Raw genomic sequence first — 15,657 nt, forward strand, 5'->3', positions numbered from 1 at the left:
CACTCCCGGCACTACTGTTGGCAGTCCAGTCGATCAACGCATCGACAATCCCCGGCCGACGCCATTGCCGGCCCGTTCATGGTTGACGATGGCGACGACGATGCACTCCTCGCCGTTCGCATCTGGCACATAGCCGGCGATGGCGATCACGCCGTTCAGCGTGCCCGTCTTGATGCGGGCGCGCGAGGCGGCCGAGCTGTCCTTTAGTCGGCGGCGCATGGTGCCATCCACGCCGACGATGGGCAGGCTGGCCTGGAATTCCGGCAGCCACCAGGACGACTGGCCGGCGCGCAGCACGGCCGCCAGCTGCACGGGCTTGATGCGTTCATTGCGCGACAGTCCCGAGCCGTTCTCCAGCACGATGCCGTCGCTGTCGATCGACTGCTGTTTCAGCCAGGCGCGGATGACTTGATTGGCCTTTGCCGCCGTGGTGGCGGGCACGCTGCCGGCTTTCGCTTCGCCGTTGGCCGCCATCAGCATGGCCAGCCGTTCGCCAGCCGGCAGCGGGCGGCTGCCCAGCACGGGGTCGGACTGCAGGCTGCCGAGACTCAGGAACAGCGTGCGAGCAAAGGCGTTGTCGGACGTCTTCAGGGTGTCGCGCACCAGTTCCGGCAGCGCGCGTGAAACGTGTTCGGCCAGCAGGTGCGTGCCATCCGTCACCACGCCGGCGGGCTGCGCGTGCGGCGCGGCGCCATCGGTGCCGACAGCGCCCTGCGCCACCGCGGCGGCGGTAACGGCGGACGTGTAATGCGCCAGGTCGAGCGTGCGTGTCCTGCCGGCGATCGTGCCGCCCAGGCGCTTCCACGTGGCCCGCACGAGGCGGTCGGCATACGCATCGCGATCGAGTACATTGATGCCGTAGCTCTTACGGCAGTTGCGCGGGAAGGTGCCATGCAGGACGACCGTCAGCCGCTCGCCGTTCTTTACCGTGGTGGGCGGCTGCCAGCCGCTTTCCCATTTGGCGCAGTCGCCGTCGACCAGCGTCATCGCCGACTTGACGTCGACCTTTTCCAGCTCCGGCAGCATCGACACCGTCATGGCGCGTGCATCCGCCGCCATCTCGACGTGCAGCATGTTCATGTTCAGCAGCAGCGCGTCCGGCACGACGTTGTAGTACGCCTCCGGCGCCTCGTCGAACGCCGGCGCGCCCGCATCCGGACGGGCCGGCTGGAACAGCTGGCGGTCCAGCACCAGGTCGCCCGCGATCTTGCGGATGCCCAGTGTGTGCAGGCGTTCCAGCAGGTGGGTCATGGCGTCCGCCGTCAGATCGAGGTCCGCACCGCCGCGCAGTATCAGGTCGCCGCGCAGCACGCCATTCACGATGCTCCCATTGCTGCGCAGCTCCGTGCGGCCGCGGAATACGGGGCCCAGCTCTTCCAACCCGACCAGCGTTGTGACGAGTTTGATGGTGGAGCCCGGGTTCATCGGCCGGTCCGCCTCATTCGACACGAGGATCGTATCGCCGCGCAGCACGACGGCGCCGATGGCGTCTTCGGGAATGCCGCCGGCCGCGGCCAGTTTGGCGACCGATTCCGGCAACGCGGCGTGGGCGGACGAAAACAGGCACGCCAGCAGCAGGGCCAGCGCCGAACGGCGTAAAGACATCAACACTCCTTTAACCGAAGAACAGGTAAGCGACACCGATGGCGGTCAGCACGCCGGCCAGGTCGGCGATCAGGCCGCAGGAGATCGCGTAACGCGTCTTGCGGATGCCGACGGAGCCGAAGTACAGGGCGACGATGTAGAACGTCGTGTCGGCCGAACCCTGAAAGATGCAGGCGAGGCGGCCGACAAAGGAATCGGGACCGTAGGTGGTCATCGCGTCGATCATCATGGCTTTCGAGCCGCTGCCGGACAGGGGCTTCATCAGCGCCGTCGGCAGGGCGGGGACGAAATCGGTGCGCAGGCCCAGCGCCGAGAAAATCCATTCGAAGCCGCTGACGATGAAGCCGAACACGCCGGCGTTGCGGAACACGCTGATCGCCACCAGCATGCCGACCAGGTACGGAATGACGGTCAGCGACGTCTGGATGCCGCCCTTGGCGCCTTCGATGAACGCCTCGTAGACATTGACGCCCTTGCGCAGGGCGCCAATGAGAAAGATGGCGATCACGCTCATCAATATCAGGTTGCTGACGACCTTCGAGACGACTTCGATCTCGCCTTTCGACAGGAACTGCGTGAAGTACCAGATCAGGGCCACGATCGCCGTCGTCATCCCGCCCAGCCACAGCAGCACGACCCGGTCGAACAGGTTGATGCGCTGGCGGATCGACACGGCGACAATGCCTGCCAGGGTCGCGGCATAGGTGGCGATCATGCAGGGGATGAAGATGTCGGAAGGGTCGGCCGCGCCAAGAATGGCGCGCTGCGCCATGATCGCCAGCGGAATCAGGGTCAGGCCGGACGTGTGCAGCACGAGGAACATGATCTGCGCGTTGCTTGCTTCGTCCTTGTTCGGGTTGAGCGACTGCAGGCTTTCCATTGCCTTCAGGCCGAACGGCGTGGCCGCGTTGTCGAGGCCCAGCAGGTTGGCCGAGAAATTCATCACCATATGGCCCGTGGCCGGGTGGTCTTTCGGCACTTCCGGGAAGATGCGGGAGAAGAACGGCGCGATGATTTTCGCCAGCCAGCCGATGGCGCCGGCCTTTTCGCCGATGTTCATGAGGCCCAGCCAAAGGGTCATGACGCCGGCCAGCGGCAGCGCGATGTCCATCACGCCCATGCGGGCGGCGTCGAACGTACCGTCGATGACCTTCTTGAAGATTTCGGTATCGCCCAGGAACAGCCATTGGGCAAAGGCGGCCGCGAAGCCTACCAGGAAGAAGCCGGACCAGATGTAATTCAAACTCATAGAGGCATTCTAGCAAACAGGGAAGGGGCGACCGCGCAGCCCAAGTATAGAGGAGACGATGGCGTCTGCGGCGCTGGCGTGCGCCGCGCCGCTGCTTTATGCTCGCAGGGATGAAGACACTGCGGATATTCACCGTCGCGCTGGCGCTGGCCTGCGCGCAGATGGGCCAGGGCGCAGCGGCGCCGAAAGTGTTGCACGCGCTGCTGTCGACGGGCGAGACGGGGCTGGACCCCGCCGTCGCCTCCGACCTGGCCAGCCTGTCGCTGCTGGAAAACCTGTTCGACCCGATGCTGCGCTACGACTACCTGGCGCGCCCCGTCAAGCTGCAGGCCAATACGCTGGTGGCGATGCCGACCGTCGATGCCGCCGGCACCATGTGGACCTTTCGCCTGAAACAGGGCATGGCATTCGCGCCGGACGCCGCGTTCGGCGGGCAGCGGCGCGAGGTGACGGCGCAGGATTACGTCTACAGCCTGCAACGGCTGTACGACCCGGCGCTGAAGTCGCCCTGGCTGTTCCTGTTCGAAGGAAAACTGCTGGGCGACGAGGCGTGGCGCGAGCATTTCAGTTACGGTACCGCGATACCCGGCCTGCGTGCGGTCGACCGCTACACCCTGCGGATCCGGCTGAAGGAACCGGATCCCAGCCTGCTGTTTTACCTCGCGCTGCCGGCCACGGGCGCCGTGGCGCGCGAGGCGGCGGAGCGCTACGGCAGCCAGCTGGGCAATCATCCGGTAGGCAGCGGGCCGTTCGTCATGGGCGAGTGGAAGCGCAGCGACCGCATCACCTTGCAGGCGAACCGCAGCTACCACCTGCCGCTGCCGCTTGTCGACCGGGTGGACGTGAAGATCATGGAGGAATACCAGTCGCGCGTGCTGGGCTACCTGAATGGCGAATTCGACTACATCGAACAGGTGCCGGAATCGATGCGCGATCTGGTGCTCGACCCGGCGTCGGCCACGCCCGTGCTGAAGCCCGGGCTGGCGCGGCGCGGCATGGTGCTCGATCCGTTCCCCGTGCTGCAGACGTACTACATGTGGATGAACATGACGGACCCCGTCATCGGCGGCTACACGAAGGAAAAGATCGCGCTGCGCCGCGCCATCGCCCTCGGCTACAACAGCGCCGAGGACATCGCGCTGCTGAAGAAAGGGTTGGCGCTGCCGGCGCAGTCGCCGCTGCCGCCCAATGTGCTGGGCTACGATCCGTCTTACCGCAGCCCGATCTCGTACAACCTGACGATGGCGCGGGCGCTGCTGGAGCGCTATGGCTACCGCACGGGCGCGGACGGGTTCCGCACGCTGCCGGACGGGCGGCCCCTGGTCCTGCGGATGCACAGCGAGCCGTCGATGGTGGGAAGACTGCGCGATGAACTGTGGCGCAAGAACCTCAATGCGCTCGGGCTGCGCGTCGAATTCATCACCGACAAGAAAACGGAAATCATCAAGGCTTCGCGCCTTGGCAAGGTCATGATGTTCGAGACGAACTGGGTGGCCGACTTCCCCGATGGCGACAACTTTTACCAGCTGCTGTATGGCCCCAACGCCGGCCGGGCCAATTACGCCCGCTTCGATCTGCCGGCCTATAACGAACGCTACGAACGCGCGCGCAGGCTGGCCGATGGGCCGGAACGCCAGAAGCTGTATGGCGAGATGGCGCAGCTGATCCACGCCTACAACCCATGGGTGCTGCTGACGCACCCGATCTCCGCCGATATCCGGCAACCGTGGCTAAAAAACTACAAGCGCCACCCTGTCGAATTCACCAACTGGCGATATCTGGATATCGACGTTACTGCGCGCGAGCGCGCCGCTAGAATGACGCGTTGACTGTTGCCACGAATGCATTCCATAAAGTTATGGATGCGTCAGCAATTTTCATTAGGTGGCGCGATCCGCCTCGCGCTACGCTGAACAGGCCCGCACGGCAGGACAGCCGATGCCATGACATCGGCGCCGCCGCGCGCGCATCAACCAGGGCTCCAGGCACGGTGGAGCCCTTATCATCGGGAGAGAACACCGTGAAAGTCACAAAGCTGGCGCACCTGATTGCGCTGATGGGCGTCGTCGCTCCCGCGATGGCACAACAAGAACAACAACCCATGCAGCGGGTCGAGATCACGGGCAGCAGCATCAAGCGCGTGGTAAAAGAGGGCGCGCTGCCGGTGCAGACGATCACGTTCGACACGATCCGCAAGGCCGGCGTGACGGACACGGAGCAGCTGATGCGGCTCATCTCCGCCAACGGCACCGGCGCGGACAATATGACGTCCGGGAACAACGTGTTCGGTGCCGACGCCGATCGCGTTTCCGGTGGTGCGTCGTTCGCGTCGCTGCGCGGCCTGGGCCCGAACGCGACGCTCGTGCTGCTGAACGGGCGCCGCATGGGCAACCACGGCGGCAGCGGCAAGGCCGTCGACCTGAACTCGATTCCGCTGGCCGCGATCTCGCGCGTGGAGATCCTGAAGGACGGCGCGTCCGCCATCTATGGCACCGATGCCATCGGCGGAGTCGTCAATTTTATTTTGCGGACCGACTACAAGGGCCTGGAAGCATCGACCACCTTGAACGCGACGGAAGCGGGCGGCGGCATGGAGCGTACCTACTCCCTGCTGGGCGGTCTGGGCGACCTGAATGCCGATGGCTGGAACGTGATGGCCAGCGTGACGCACGATGTGGAAGACAAGCTGGAATCGCGCCAGCGCGATTTCGCCCGCGGCAACCAGCCCGCACGGGGCCTGTCGCCCGACACGACCGGCACGCCGTACGCGAACATCCTGACCGGCGCGGGCACGGCGCTGGGCACGGGCTTCCGCATGCCGGGCGACCCCACCACCTACCTGCAGGCGGGCCTGCTCAGCCTGCAAGGCAAATGCGATACCGTGCCCGGTATGTCGCAATACGCAACGGAGCTGTGGAAGGACGTCACGTCCCCCACGCGCACGCGCTACTCGTGCGCCTATGACTACGGCAGCGACTACGTGATGGCGTTCCCGACGGAGCGCACCACGGCCGTCTCGCGCGGCACCTTTAAAATCAACGAAAACCACCGGGTGTACGCCGAGTTCACCGGCTCGCGCACGGAAGCGACGGCCGAACTGACGGCGCTGCAGATTTCGACGAGCCTCGCCAACGGCAATGCGTATCCCGTCAACGGGCCGTACTACCAGGATCTGTCGCAGTACATTCCCACCTACGACAGGACCAAACCGATCATCTACAAATGGCGCGCCACCCCATGGGGCAACCGGACGCAGTACAACGTGTCGGAAAGCTATCGCGGCCTGCTGGCCGCCGAAGGCACGCTGGCCGGCAAGTACGACTACAAGGTCGGCCTGTCGAAATCGATCAGCACCACGCAGACGGACCTCGTGGACGGCTACGGCTATACCAACAGGATCTACGCGGCGCTGGCCAGCGGCATCGTCAACCCGTGGGTCGCCCCGGGCCAGACGCAGACGCAGGAAGCGACGGACCTGATCGAATCGACGAAGTATCGCGGCGCCTTCCAGCACGGCCGCACGACGATGACGCAGCTCGATGGGTCCATCTCCGGCGAAGTGTTCAACCTGCCGGCAGGCGCTGTCTCGATGGCTGTCGGTGTCGATCTGCGCAAGGAGACCTACTCGTTCGGACAGGACGTGGATGCGACAACGATCCTGCTCTCGCCCGGCAATGCGAATCTCGACGAGGCCACGCGCTACGTGCGCGCCGTGTATGCCGAAGCGATCGTGCCGGTATTGAAGGATCTGGAAGTGCAGCTGGCGATCCGCCGTGACAACTACAGCCTGGTGGGCGCCACGACCAATCCGAAGATCGCGTTCCGCTACCAGCCCACGCAGACGTTCCTGCTGCGCGGCTCGGCCGGCAAGGGCTTCCTGGCGCCGAGCTTCAACCAGCTGTACGCGGGCCGGCTGGCGCAGGAACTGCCGAACGGGATCATCGACCAGCAAGGCTGCGCCGCGCATCCCGGCGACCCGGCCTACTGCGCGATCGAGCGGCTGGACTACAACACGGGCGGCAATCCCGGCTTGCGGCCGGAAACGTCGAAGCAGGGCACGCTGGGCATCGTCGTGGAACCGTTCAAAAACTTCAGCGCATCCGTGGACTGGTGGGCGATCAACATCAAGGACCGCATCCTGAACCGCACGCCGCAGACGGTGCTGAACAACTGGCAGTACCTGCCGCAGTACATCGTGCGCAACGCCGCCGGCGTCATCGATCATGTGGAGGCAGGCTGGATCAATGCGGCCGGCCTGAAAACGCGCGGCGTGGACATCGGCCTGCGCTACGACGGCAAGTACGCCGGCTACACCTACGCGGCGGTCCTGGACGGCACGTACCTGGACAGCTTCAAGTTCGCCGAGTTCGAGGGCCAGCCGTACAAGGAGCAGGTCAGCCAGTTCAGCACGCGCGACATCTACCTGCGCTGGAAGCACACCCTCAGCCTCACCGTCGGCAAGGGCGACTGGAGCGGCCTGCTGCTGCAGCGTTACGCGTCCGGCTACAACGACCAGTTGCCGAACAACGGCAAGGGTGCGCCGCCGCCCGGTTTCGACCCACGCGTCAGGCACTACACGAAGCACGACGTGTCGCTGACGTACACGGGGTTCAAGAACACGACGCTGACATTCGGCATCCAGAACCTGTTCGACACCGACCCTTCGTTCACGGCGCACAACGTGGATGAAGTGGTGGGTGCCGGCTGGGATCCGCGCGTGGCCGATCCGCGCGGCCGGGCATTCTCGCTCAACCTGAAGTACAAATTCCTCTGACCGGAAGCTCCCGCCGCCGCGCGCTCGGCCGTCTGGCGGCGGCCGGCCTTGGCCTTGCCGGCGTCGTGGCGGCGCCATCTTCCACCGCCGCGATTACGCGCAGGACCGCCATGCCATTTCCTCCTTTGATCAAACCGCCGCGGCTGGCGCCGGGCGACATCATCGGCCTGATCGCCCCGGCCGGGGTGATCTCGCAGGAGTCAATCGACAAGTCCGTCGCCCACGTCGAAGCGCTGGGCTTTCGCGTCAGGCTGGGCGCGCACCTGACGGCGGTCCACGGCAATTACGCCGGACTGTGGGCGCAGCGGATGATCGACTTCAATGCGATGTTCCGCGACCCGGAGGTAAAAGCCATCTGGGCCATCCGTGGCGGCTCCGGCGCGTTGCAGCTGCTGCCGCACATCGACTACCAGATGGTCCGCGCGCACCCGAAGATCCTGATCGGCTATTCCGACCTGACGGCGCTGCACCTGGCAATCAACCGGCATGCGGGCCTCGTCACGTTTCACGGCCCGCTGGCGATGTCGACACCGTCCGACTACGCCACGAAGCATCTTCTTGACGTACTGATGGACCCGCGGCCCCAGACCGTCATCCCGATGGCGGCGGAAAACGCGGCCAGGGCGACATCGGCGCCGCAGTTCACGCTGCGCACCGTGGTGCCGGGCGTGGCGACGGGCCGCCTCACCGGCGGCAACCTGTCGCTCGTGGCCGCGCTGGCCGGTACGCCGTATGCGACCGATATCCGCGGCAGCCTGCTGTTCCTCGAGGACGTGAACGAGGAGCCGTACCGCATCGACCGCATGCTGATGCAGCTGCAGATGAACCAGCCGTTCAGCCAGGCGGCCGGCGTCATGCTGGGGGTGTTCGAAGGCTGCGGCCCCGCGCCAGGGGAAAGCGCGCTGACCCTGGACGAAACGACCGACCAGCACCTTCGTCCCCTGAAGATCCCCGCCGTCACCGGCTGGTCGTTCGGCCATATCCGCGACCAGTTCACCTTGCCGATGGGCGTCCAGGCGCGCCTGGAGACGGCGGCGCAGACGTTGACGTTACTGGAACCCGCCGTCAGCTGAGCGCGCAACGGTCGCCAGGATCTCTTCCAGCGTGGCGATATCGACGGGTTTGACGAGATGGTGATCGAACCCTGCGTGCAGCGCGGCAGCCCGGTCCTCGGCGCGGCCGTAGCCCGTGATGGCCACCAGCGTGGCCGCCTTGCCGTGCGGTGTCGTGCGCAGCAACGCCGCCAGTTCGTAGCCGTTGATCTCGGGCAGGCCGATGTCGAGCAGGCAGACATCCGGTTCGATGCCCCGCGCCGTATCCAGCGCGGCGCGGGCGGCGTGTTCGACAAACACGTCATGCCCGGCCGCGCGCACGATCATCGCCAGCGTTTCGGCCACGTCGGGGTTGTCTTCCACGATCAGCACGCGCAGTCCGGCGCCGTGGGCGGCCGGCGTGACCGGCAACGGCGCGGCGGTCCGGGACGGCGCCGCGCCGGCGAGACGCGGCAGGGTGATTTCAAAGCAGCTCCCCTTGCCCAGGCCCGGGCTGGTGGCGCGCACGGTGCCGCTGTGCAGTTCGACGATGCGGCGCACGACGGCCAGGCCGATCCCCAGGCCGCCCTGGGACCGGTCGGCGCGCCGCTCGCCCTGGGTGAACAGCTCGAATGCGTGTTCGATCAGGTCGGCCGTCATGCCGATGCCGTCGTCGCGTACCCGCACGACAATGTCGGCGCCGCGCGCCTGCGTCATGATCTCGATCCTGCCGCCGTCGGGCGTGTACTTGACGGCGTTCTGCACCACGTTGGCGACTACCTGCACGAGGCGCTTGAAGTCGCCGCAGACCGGCAAGGGCCCGGCCGGCGGGACGATCGTCAGTGTATGGCCGCGTGCCTCGGCCATCGGCAGCACCTGCTCGGCCGCTGCGCCGATCACGGCGGCAAGGTCGAGCACGACCTTCTCCAGCGCAATGCGGCCATGGCTGACGCGCGTGGCGTCCAGCAGCTCGTCGACCATGCCGGTCAGGTGCCGCACTTGCCGCAGGATAATCGTGCTGGCGCGGGCCAGTGACGCTTCCTGCGTCTGGCGCGAAACGAATTCGGCGGCGGACTGGATCGGCGCCAGCGGGTTGCGCAATTCGTGCGCCAGCATGGCCAGGAATTCATCCTTGCGCCGGTCCATGGCGTTGAGCCGCTGGTGGCCTTCCTCGGCACGGCGGGCCGATTCGATGGCCTCCTGCCGGCTGAGCCGCAACGCTTCCTCCGCCCGCATCCGGGCGGTCACCTCGATCGACACGTGCAGGATGCAGCGCAACCGGCCGGCGGCGTCGAAAATGGGAGTATTGGTGGCGTCCCAGAAGCGCTCGACAAACGTTTCCGAGCCGTCCGCCATGGTCGTGCGGATCGGATAGCGCTGGGTCGGCAGCGAGTGGGGGCGCCCCGTGGCGATGACCAGTGCAAGCGACCGGTGCAGCGCATTGACGCCGCTGTCGCTTACATCTTCTGGCGCGGCCGGCAACGCATCGAACAGGGGCCGGCCGACCAGTTGCTCGCGCCGATAGCCGACATTGCGCAGGAAGGCGTTGTTGACGTCCAGAATTGTCGGGGTAGCGCTGGGTGAAAGGAGCAGGCTGCCCACTGGCGTGTCGGCAAACAGTTGCTGGTGAAGGTGGAAATCGGACATGAGTGCCGGTCGAAAAACGCGTGGATCGCTGAATCCTCCAGCCTAGCGCGCTGCACCGGACGGACCGTACGCTGCCGCACCCTTGGGGCGTGGCGGCCGGTTATTGTCGGGTATCGACCGCCGGCGCGGGCGCTGGCGGGCGTCGCCCGCACGCCCGGCCCGGTAGAATTAGCGGCATGACAATACTCAACCGCCAGGCGACCGCTTTCGTGCTGGGCCATCCGCTGCGTTTTGCGCTGCAGTGCCTCACCGGTTTCCGGGCCAATCAGGGACTGCTGCTGGCCGGCGCGGTCGCTTATTACTCGCTGCTGTCGATCGTACCGCTGCTGATGCTGGTGGTGGTGGCGCTGTCGCACGTCATCGACCCGCGCGAGCTGCTGGAAACGATCGGCCACTACCTCGAATGGCTGGTGCCGGGACAGTCGCACGCGATTGTCGACGAGGTGGCGCATTTCCTCGACCACCGCGACCTGGTCGGCTGGTTCCTCGTGCTGACGATGCTGTTTTTCAGCTCGCTGGCGTTCACCGTGCTGGAGAACGCCATGTGCGTCATTTTCATCCACCGCGTGGCCGTGCGGCGCCGGCATTACCTGACGTCGGCCATTCTGCCGTACTGCTACATCCTGTGCCTCGGCGTGGGAGCGCTGATCGTCACGCTGGTGGCCGGCGGCCTGCAAGTCATCGGCGCGGAAAGCGTGCGGCTGTTCGGCTACGAATGGTCGCTGCACGGCCTGTCGGGGGCGCTGTTGTACCTGCTGGGCCTGTCAGGCGAAGTGCTGCTGCTGTCGTCGATCTACATGGTGATGCCGGTTGGCCGGCTGTCGTGGCAGCATGCCCTGATCGGCGGCGTCACGGCCACCGTGCTGTGGGAGGTTGCCCGTCACGTACTGGTCTGGTATTTCTCGACGCTGTCGCAGGTGAACGTGGTGTACGGGTCGATGACGACGGCCATCGTCGTCATGTTCAGCCTGGAGATTGGCGCCACCTTGCTGCTGTTTGGCGCCCAGGTGATTGCGGAGTACGAAAAAGTGGCGCGCGGCGACCTGGCGCCGACAGCGCCGCTGCGCACGCCGGCCTGAACTTTTTATGCCGGCGGCAGCGTGATCACGAAGCGGGCACCGCCCAGCGGCGACGTCTCGATGCGCAGTGACCCGCCGTGCAGCGAGACGGCCTTGCTGGCGATCGATAACCCCAGGCCGAAGCCACCGGTATTGCGGTCGCGGCTGCGGTCGAGCCGGTAAAACGGCTCGAACACTTTCTCGCGCTCTTCTTCCGGGATGCCGGCACCGTCGTCGTCGACGACGATCGTCACGCCGCCCAGCTTGCGCGCGGCCGACAGCGCCATCTGTCCGTTGGCATATTTCTGCGCGTTGCGCAGCAGGTTGCCCGTGGCCCGCATCAGCAGGCGGCAGTCGCCGTAATAGTCGCCCAGCCCGTCGGGAACGGACACGTCGAGCGACACCGTCGAGGGGGGCAGCGTATTGGCACAGGAGCGCAGCGCCGCCGTCACGTCGAACGTCTCGTAGCGCAGCGGCTGCTCGCTGTCCAGGCGGGCCATGCCCAGCAGCTCGCTGACGAGCGATTTCAGTTCGGTCAGGTCGTCCTGCATGCTGCCGATGCGTTTTTCCAGCACCGTGTCGCCCACGGTGTCGTGCAACAGTTCCAGCGCGAATTCCAGCCGCGCGATCGGCGTGCGGATTTCATGGGACACGGAATGCAGCAGCCCGCGCTGCGCTTCCAGCAGCGTTTCGATGCGGTCCGCCATATGGTTGATGCGCTCGGCCAGCGGATAGATGCTATCGCCCGGCTGCATCTGCGCCCGTACCTTCAGCTCGCCGGAACCGAAGCGGTCGGCCACCTGCATCAGCTTCTGCAGGCCACGCCAATGGGAGCGCGACCAGACGGCAATGGGAATCAGGAGCGCCAGCGCGACGATGAGGTAGCGCACGGCCTCCATCTGCAGGGCAACCTGGATATCGATGGGCAGGTGCTGCGCGTGAATTGCCTCTTCATTGCTGCCGATATATTTGTCGCCCGTCAGGTCGACGCGCCGGAACAACGCTTTATGGCCGATATCGATGACGACCTCGCCCCGCTCGAACGCCGCGCGCGCGTCGGCGGGAACCTGCTGGCGCGCGACGGCAAGGGGGATCAGGTCGAAGCGCACGTCGGATACTTCGCGCACTTTGTTCAGGCGGTCCAGCCAGCCGTCCGCCGGCGCCTTGTCGACATACTGCTCCAGCAGGAATATCTGCGCCGCCGCCTGGTTGCGAGCGATGCTGCCGATCGGATCGCCATACATCCGGTTGATGGTGAAATACACAATGAACGCCGCTGCGCTGATCGACAGCATTACCAGGACGAAAAAGCGAAAGAACAGGCGGTTCATCTTTCCATTCTATAAGAATCAAGTCCTGTAAAACCGCGCCGACATTTTTATGACAAAAAGCGGACAAAGTGCTGTGGATTATGCTGGGTCTGCTGGGTAAGATGGCAATTATTGTTTCCAAATGGAGTCTTTGTGAGCATCCCTCGTCGACCTGCCGCCAGCAGCGCAACACCCGCAGCGTGATAGCGCTGCAACCGACTGGATGGCGATCGGCCTGCTGAACCGGAGGTCTTCCATCGTTCAGAACGCGAACAGGCGCAGGGTTGCGCTGCCGCGCCACAGCGTCGTCCCCCACGCGGCGGGCTGGATGCTGGCCCTGCTGATCCTGTGTATGGGCAGCGCCACCGCGCAGCCGCAGGAGCGCGGCTGGGTCAGCTACCGGGACGCCTACCGGGCCATGGTGACGTTCGCCAAATATGGCAAGGCCAAGAACTTGCTGCAGGACCACTATCAGGTATCGCCGAAGGATGGCCAGTCGGCGGAAGGCTTGCGTCTGACGCTGTCAGGCCGGACGACCCAGCTGGACCTGCCGCTGGACCCCACAGGGCGCATCACGTTGCCGCTACTGAAAGCGGCATACGACGAGAACGCCGTGCTGGTGTTGAACCGCAAGGTAAGCGGGTTCAGCTTCCAACCGCGGCTGTCGATCGTCGCCCGCGTCGACGGGATTTATGAAGGACAAGAGCTGCGCATTGCCTGTGACCAGGCGCTGCAGTATTTGCGCAGCACGGATGCCGGCTACCAAAGCCGGCACTGCGCCGGCGTGCGCTTCGCGTTCCCGAAGCGCAGCGACGCGACGGTACGGGTGCGTGACGCGGAACGCGAAGTCGCGTTGGCGCCGGAGGAGGGCGCCGTGTTCGACGGCGACACGACCACCGACTTTCGCGTCATGGTCTATCGCTTCGCCAGCTGGCCGGAGCGGGGCCAGGTGATCAGCCAGAACGCGCCACTGGCGATTGTACCCGTGATCGAGTAACGCCGTCTACGCCCACGCCGACGGCGAGAACAGATAGCCTTCGCCCCACACCGTCTTGATCTTTTCCGAGTCCGCATCGTCGAACTTGCGGCGCAGTTTCGAGATGCTGTTGTCGATGCTGCGGTCGAGCCCGTCAAATTCGATGCCGCGCATTTTCTTCAGCAGTGCATCGCGCGACAGCACCGTGCCGGCCGACTCCGCCAGCACCAGCAGCAGCTTGTATTCGGTATTGCTGAGCACACAGGGCTCGCCGCGCCATGTGACGGTGCGGTCGCTGGTGGCGATCGACAGCGCACCGAACGTCAGCATGTCGCTGGCCTGTTTCGTCTGGGTGCGGCGCAGCAGCGCGCGCAGGCGGGCCAGCAGCACGCGCGGTTGCACCGGCTTGTTGATGAAGTCGTCCGCGCCCTGTTCCAGCAGCGACACTTCGTCGTACGAGTCTTCCCGCGCGGTCATGATCAGGATGGGAATCTTGGTCAGATCGCGCAACTGGCGGCAGACCAGCATGCCGTCCAGGCCAGGCAGCATCAGGTCCAGTACCACGATATCGGGCGGCGCGGCCTTGAAGCGGGCGACAGCCTCGTCACCCCGGCTAACGACGTCCACCTTGAACTCATAGCCCGCCAGATACTCCATGACCAGATCGGCCAGGCGGGCATCGTCCTCCACCAGCATCACTCGATACATAGCAATTCTCCTTCGTGCAACATTTTAGGTGAGCGTTGCGCATCAGCGGAAAAACCTTCTCATATTATGACAATCTCTTACACAATCGAGACGATTTTCCGCGACGGAGAATGGCTTCGTTTCAAAGCGCCCGGGCGATCAGCAGTTTCTGGATGTCGCTGGTGCCTTCGTAGATCTGGCAGACGCGCACGTCGCGGTAAATCCGCTCCACGGGGAAGTCCGACACGTAGCCATAACCGCCATGGACCTGGATCGCGTCCGAGCAGACGCGTTCCGCCATTTCGGACGCGAACAGCTTTGCCATCGCCGCTTCCTTCAGGCAAGGCAGTCCCGCATCCTTCATCGATGCCGCATGCAGGATCAGCTGGCGGGCCGCTTCGATCTGCGTCGCCATCTCAGACAGCCTGAACTGCACCGACTGGTGATTGAAGATCGGCTGGCCGAACGTTTCACGCTCGCGCGCATAGGTCAGCGCCGCCTCGAACGCGGCGCGCGCCATGCCGACCGACTGCGAGGCGATGCCGATGCGGCCGCCTTCCAGGCCGGACAGCGCAATCTTGTAGCCCATCCCTTCCTCGCCGATGAGGTTTTCGGCGGGGATGCGGCAGTGTTCAAACAGGATCTGCGCCGTGTCGGACGAATGCTGGCCCATTTTCTGCTCCAGTCCGGCAACGATGTAACCGGGCGTCGCAGTCGGCACCCAGAACGCACTGATGCCTTTCTTGCCGGCCGCCCTGTCGGTAACGGCCATGACAATGGCCACGTCCGCATACTTGCCCGACGTGATGAACTGCTTGACGCCATTGAGCACATAATGGTCGCCGTCGCGCGTGGCCGTCGTGCGCAGCGCCGCCGCATCGCTGCCCGTGTGCGGCTCGGTCAGGCAGAACGCACCCAGCATCTGTCCCTGCGCCAGCGGACGCAGCCACTGCTCCTTCTGGCGCGCGTTCGCGTACATCATGCCGATACTGCAGACGGGGCAATTGTTGACGGAGATAATCGTCGACGTGCCGCCGTCGCCGGCCGCGATTTCCTCCAGCACCAGGGCCAGCGACACGTAGTCCAGCCCGGCACCACCCAGCGCCTCGGGCACGGCCACGCCAAACGCGCCCAACCCTGCCAGCTCCTTCAGCTCCGCCTGCGGAAAATAATGCTCCCTGTCCCAGCGCGCCGCGTTGGGCGCCAGCCGCTCCTGCGCATAACTGCGCAACGCATCGCGGATCATCTGATGTTCTTCGCTCAGTACCATGTCTCTTCCATTCTTCTATTGTTCAGCTCGTGACAACATCGGGGTCAGGC

The 15,657-nt window shown here is 65.2% G+C and carries 11 protein-coding genes; 5 read left to right on the forward strand and 6 right to left on the reverse strand.

Annotated elements, in window-relative coordinates; genetic code table 11:
• Positions 1-33 precede the first annotated feature (33 nt).
• Both E1742_RS16650 and E1742_RS16655 read right to left on the reverse strand, forming a co-directional pair.
• Positions 34-1,605, reverse strand: a complete 1,572-nt coding sequence (locus E1742_RS16650; RefSeq protein WP_307721881.1) for a D-alanyl-D-alanine carboxypeptidase/D-alanyl-D-alanine-endopeptidase — start codon at positions 1,603-1,605, stop codon at positions 34-36.
• 10 nt (positions 1,606-1,615) lie between these two features.
• Entirely contained in the window at positions 1,616-2,854 is a 1,239-nt protein-coding gene (locus E1742_RS16655) for a spore maturation protein (RefSeq protein ID WP_134386102.1), read from the reverse strand.
• A gap of 110 nt (positions 2,855-2,964) precedes the next feature.
• Between E1742_RS16655 and E1742_RS16660 the strand changes: the two genes are divergently transcribed.
• The 3 genes from E1742_RS16660 to E1742_RS16670 all read left to right on the forward strand — a co-directional run bounded on the left by E1742_RS16660 (position 2,965) and on the right by E1742_RS16670 (position 8,701).
• On the forward strand, positions 2,965-4,683 hold the full coding sequence (locus E1742_RS16660) for an ABC transporter substrate-binding protein (RefSeq protein ID WP_371860164.1): 1,719 nt from the start codon (positions 2,965-2,967) through the stop codon (positions 4,681-4,683).
• Positions 4,684-4,874: 191 nt separating this feature from the next.
• Positions 4,875-7,628, forward strand: coding sequence for a TonB-dependent receptor (locus tag E1742_RS16665; RefSeq protein WP_229466033.1), 2,754 nt, complete (start codon positions 4,875-4,877; stop codon positions 7,626-7,628).
• Between the two features lie 110 nt (positions 7,629-7,738).
• Positions 7,739-8,701: a S66 peptidase family protein gene (locus E1742_RS16670; protein ID WP_134386104.1), complete on the forward strand. Its 963-nt coding sequence runs from the start codon at positions 7,739-7,741 to the stop codon at positions 8,699-8,701.
• Here the strand turns inward: E1742_RS16670 and E1742_RS16675 are convergent.
• Positions 8,678-10,306, reverse strand: a complete 1,629-nt coding sequence (locus E1742_RS16675; RefSeq protein WP_134386105.1) for a hybrid sensor histidine kinase/response regulator — start codon at positions 10,304-10,306, stop codon at positions 8,678-8,680. The two genes, E1742_RS16670 and E1742_RS16675, sit on opposite strands and share 24 nt — an antisense overlap.
• A gap of 176 nt (positions 10,307-10,482) precedes the next feature.
• Here E1742_RS16675 and E1742_RS16680 point away from each other — a divergent pair, with 176 nt between their 5' ends.
• The gene (locus E1742_RS16680) at positions 10,483-11,385 is read left to right on the forward strand and encodes a YihY/virulence factor BrkB family protein (RefSeq protein WP_134386106.1); all 903 of its coding nucleotides are present in this window, start codon (positions 10,483-10,485) and stop codon (positions 11,383-11,385) included.
• 5 nt (positions 11,386-11,390) lie between these two features.
• Here the strand turns inward: E1742_RS16680 and E1742_RS16685 are convergent, their stop codons facing one another.
• Positions 11,391-12,695 (reverse strand): ATP-binding protein, encoded by a 1,305-nt coding sequence (locus E1742_RS16685; RefSeq protein WP_134386107.1) that lies wholly within the window; start codon positions 12,693-12,695, stop codon positions 11,391-11,393.
• A gap of 202 nt (positions 12,696-12,897) precedes the next feature.
• Between E1742_RS16685 and E1742_RS16690 the strand changes: the two genes are divergently transcribed.
• Positions 12,898-13,671, forward strand: a complete 774-nt coding sequence (locus E1742_RS16690) for a hypothetical protein (RefSeq protein ID WP_229466034.1) — start codon at positions 12,898-12,900, stop codon at positions 13,669-13,671.
• 6 nt (positions 13,672-13,677) lie between these two features.
• On the opposite strand, the gene E1742_RS16695 is transcribed toward E1742_RS16690, so the two are convergent.
• Positions 13,678-14,358, reverse strand: a complete 681-nt coding sequence (locus tag E1742_RS16695; protein ID WP_134386108.1) for a response regulator — start codon at positions 14,356-14,358, stop codon at positions 13,678-13,680.
• A gap of 121 nt (positions 14,359-14,479) precedes the next feature.
• Positions 14,480-15,607, reverse strand: coding sequence for an acyl-CoA dehydrogenase family protein (locus E1742_RS16700; RefSeq protein ID WP_134386109.1), 1,128 nt, complete (start codon positions 15,605-15,607; stop codon positions 14,480-14,482).
• Positions 15,608-15,657 lie beyond the last annotated feature (50 nt).

The sequence above is a fragment of the Pseudoduganella plicata genome (assembly GCF_004421005.1).
Lineage (GTDB): Bacteria > Pseudomonadota > Gammaproteobacteria > Burkholderiales > Burkholderiaceae_D > Rugamonas > Rugamonas plicata.

Bases quoted from the DNA above. Each gene is read 5' to 3' on its own strand.
- E1742_RS16655 (WP_134386102.1), bottom strand. From the start codon at position 2,854: ATGAGTTTGAATTACATCTGGTCCGGCTTCTTCCTGGTAGGCTTCGCG.
- E1742_RS16695 (WP_134386108.1), bottom strand. From the start codon at position 14,358: ATGTATCGAGTGATGCTGGTGGAGGACGATGCCCGCCTGGCCGATCTG.
- E1742_RS16700 (WP_134386109.1), bottom strand. From the start codon at position 15,607: ATGGTACTGAGCGAAGAACATCAGATGATCCGCGATGCGTTGCGCAGT.
- E1742_RS16670 (WP_134386104.1), top strand. From the start codon at position 7,739: ATGCCATTTCCTCCTTTGATCAAACCGCCGCGGCTGGCGCCGGGCGAC.
- E1742_RS16660 (WP_371860164.1), top strand. From the start codon at position 2,965: ATGAAGACACTGCGGATATTCACCGTCGCGCTGGCGCTGGCCTGCGCG.
- E1742_RS16685 (WP_134386107.1), bottom strand. From the start codon at position 12,695: ATGAACCGCCTGTTCTTTCGCTTTTTCGTCCTGGTAATGCTGTCGATC.
- E1742_RS16675 (WP_134386105.1), bottom strand. From the start codon at position 10,306: ATGTCCGATTTCCACCTTCACCAGCAACTGTTTGCCGACACGCCAGTG.
- E1742_RS16690 (WP_229466034.1), top strand. From the start codon at position 12,898: ATGGCGATCGGCCTGCTGAACCGGAGGTCTTCCATCGTTCAGAACGCG.
- E1742_RS16680 (WP_134386106.1), top strand. From the start codon at position 10,483: ATGACAATACTCAACCGCCAGGCGACCGCTTTCGTGCTGGGCCATCCG.
- E1742_RS16650 (WP_307721881.1), bottom strand. From the start codon at position 1,605: ATGTCTTTACGCCGTTCGGCGCTGGCCCTGCTGCTGGCGTGCCTGTTT.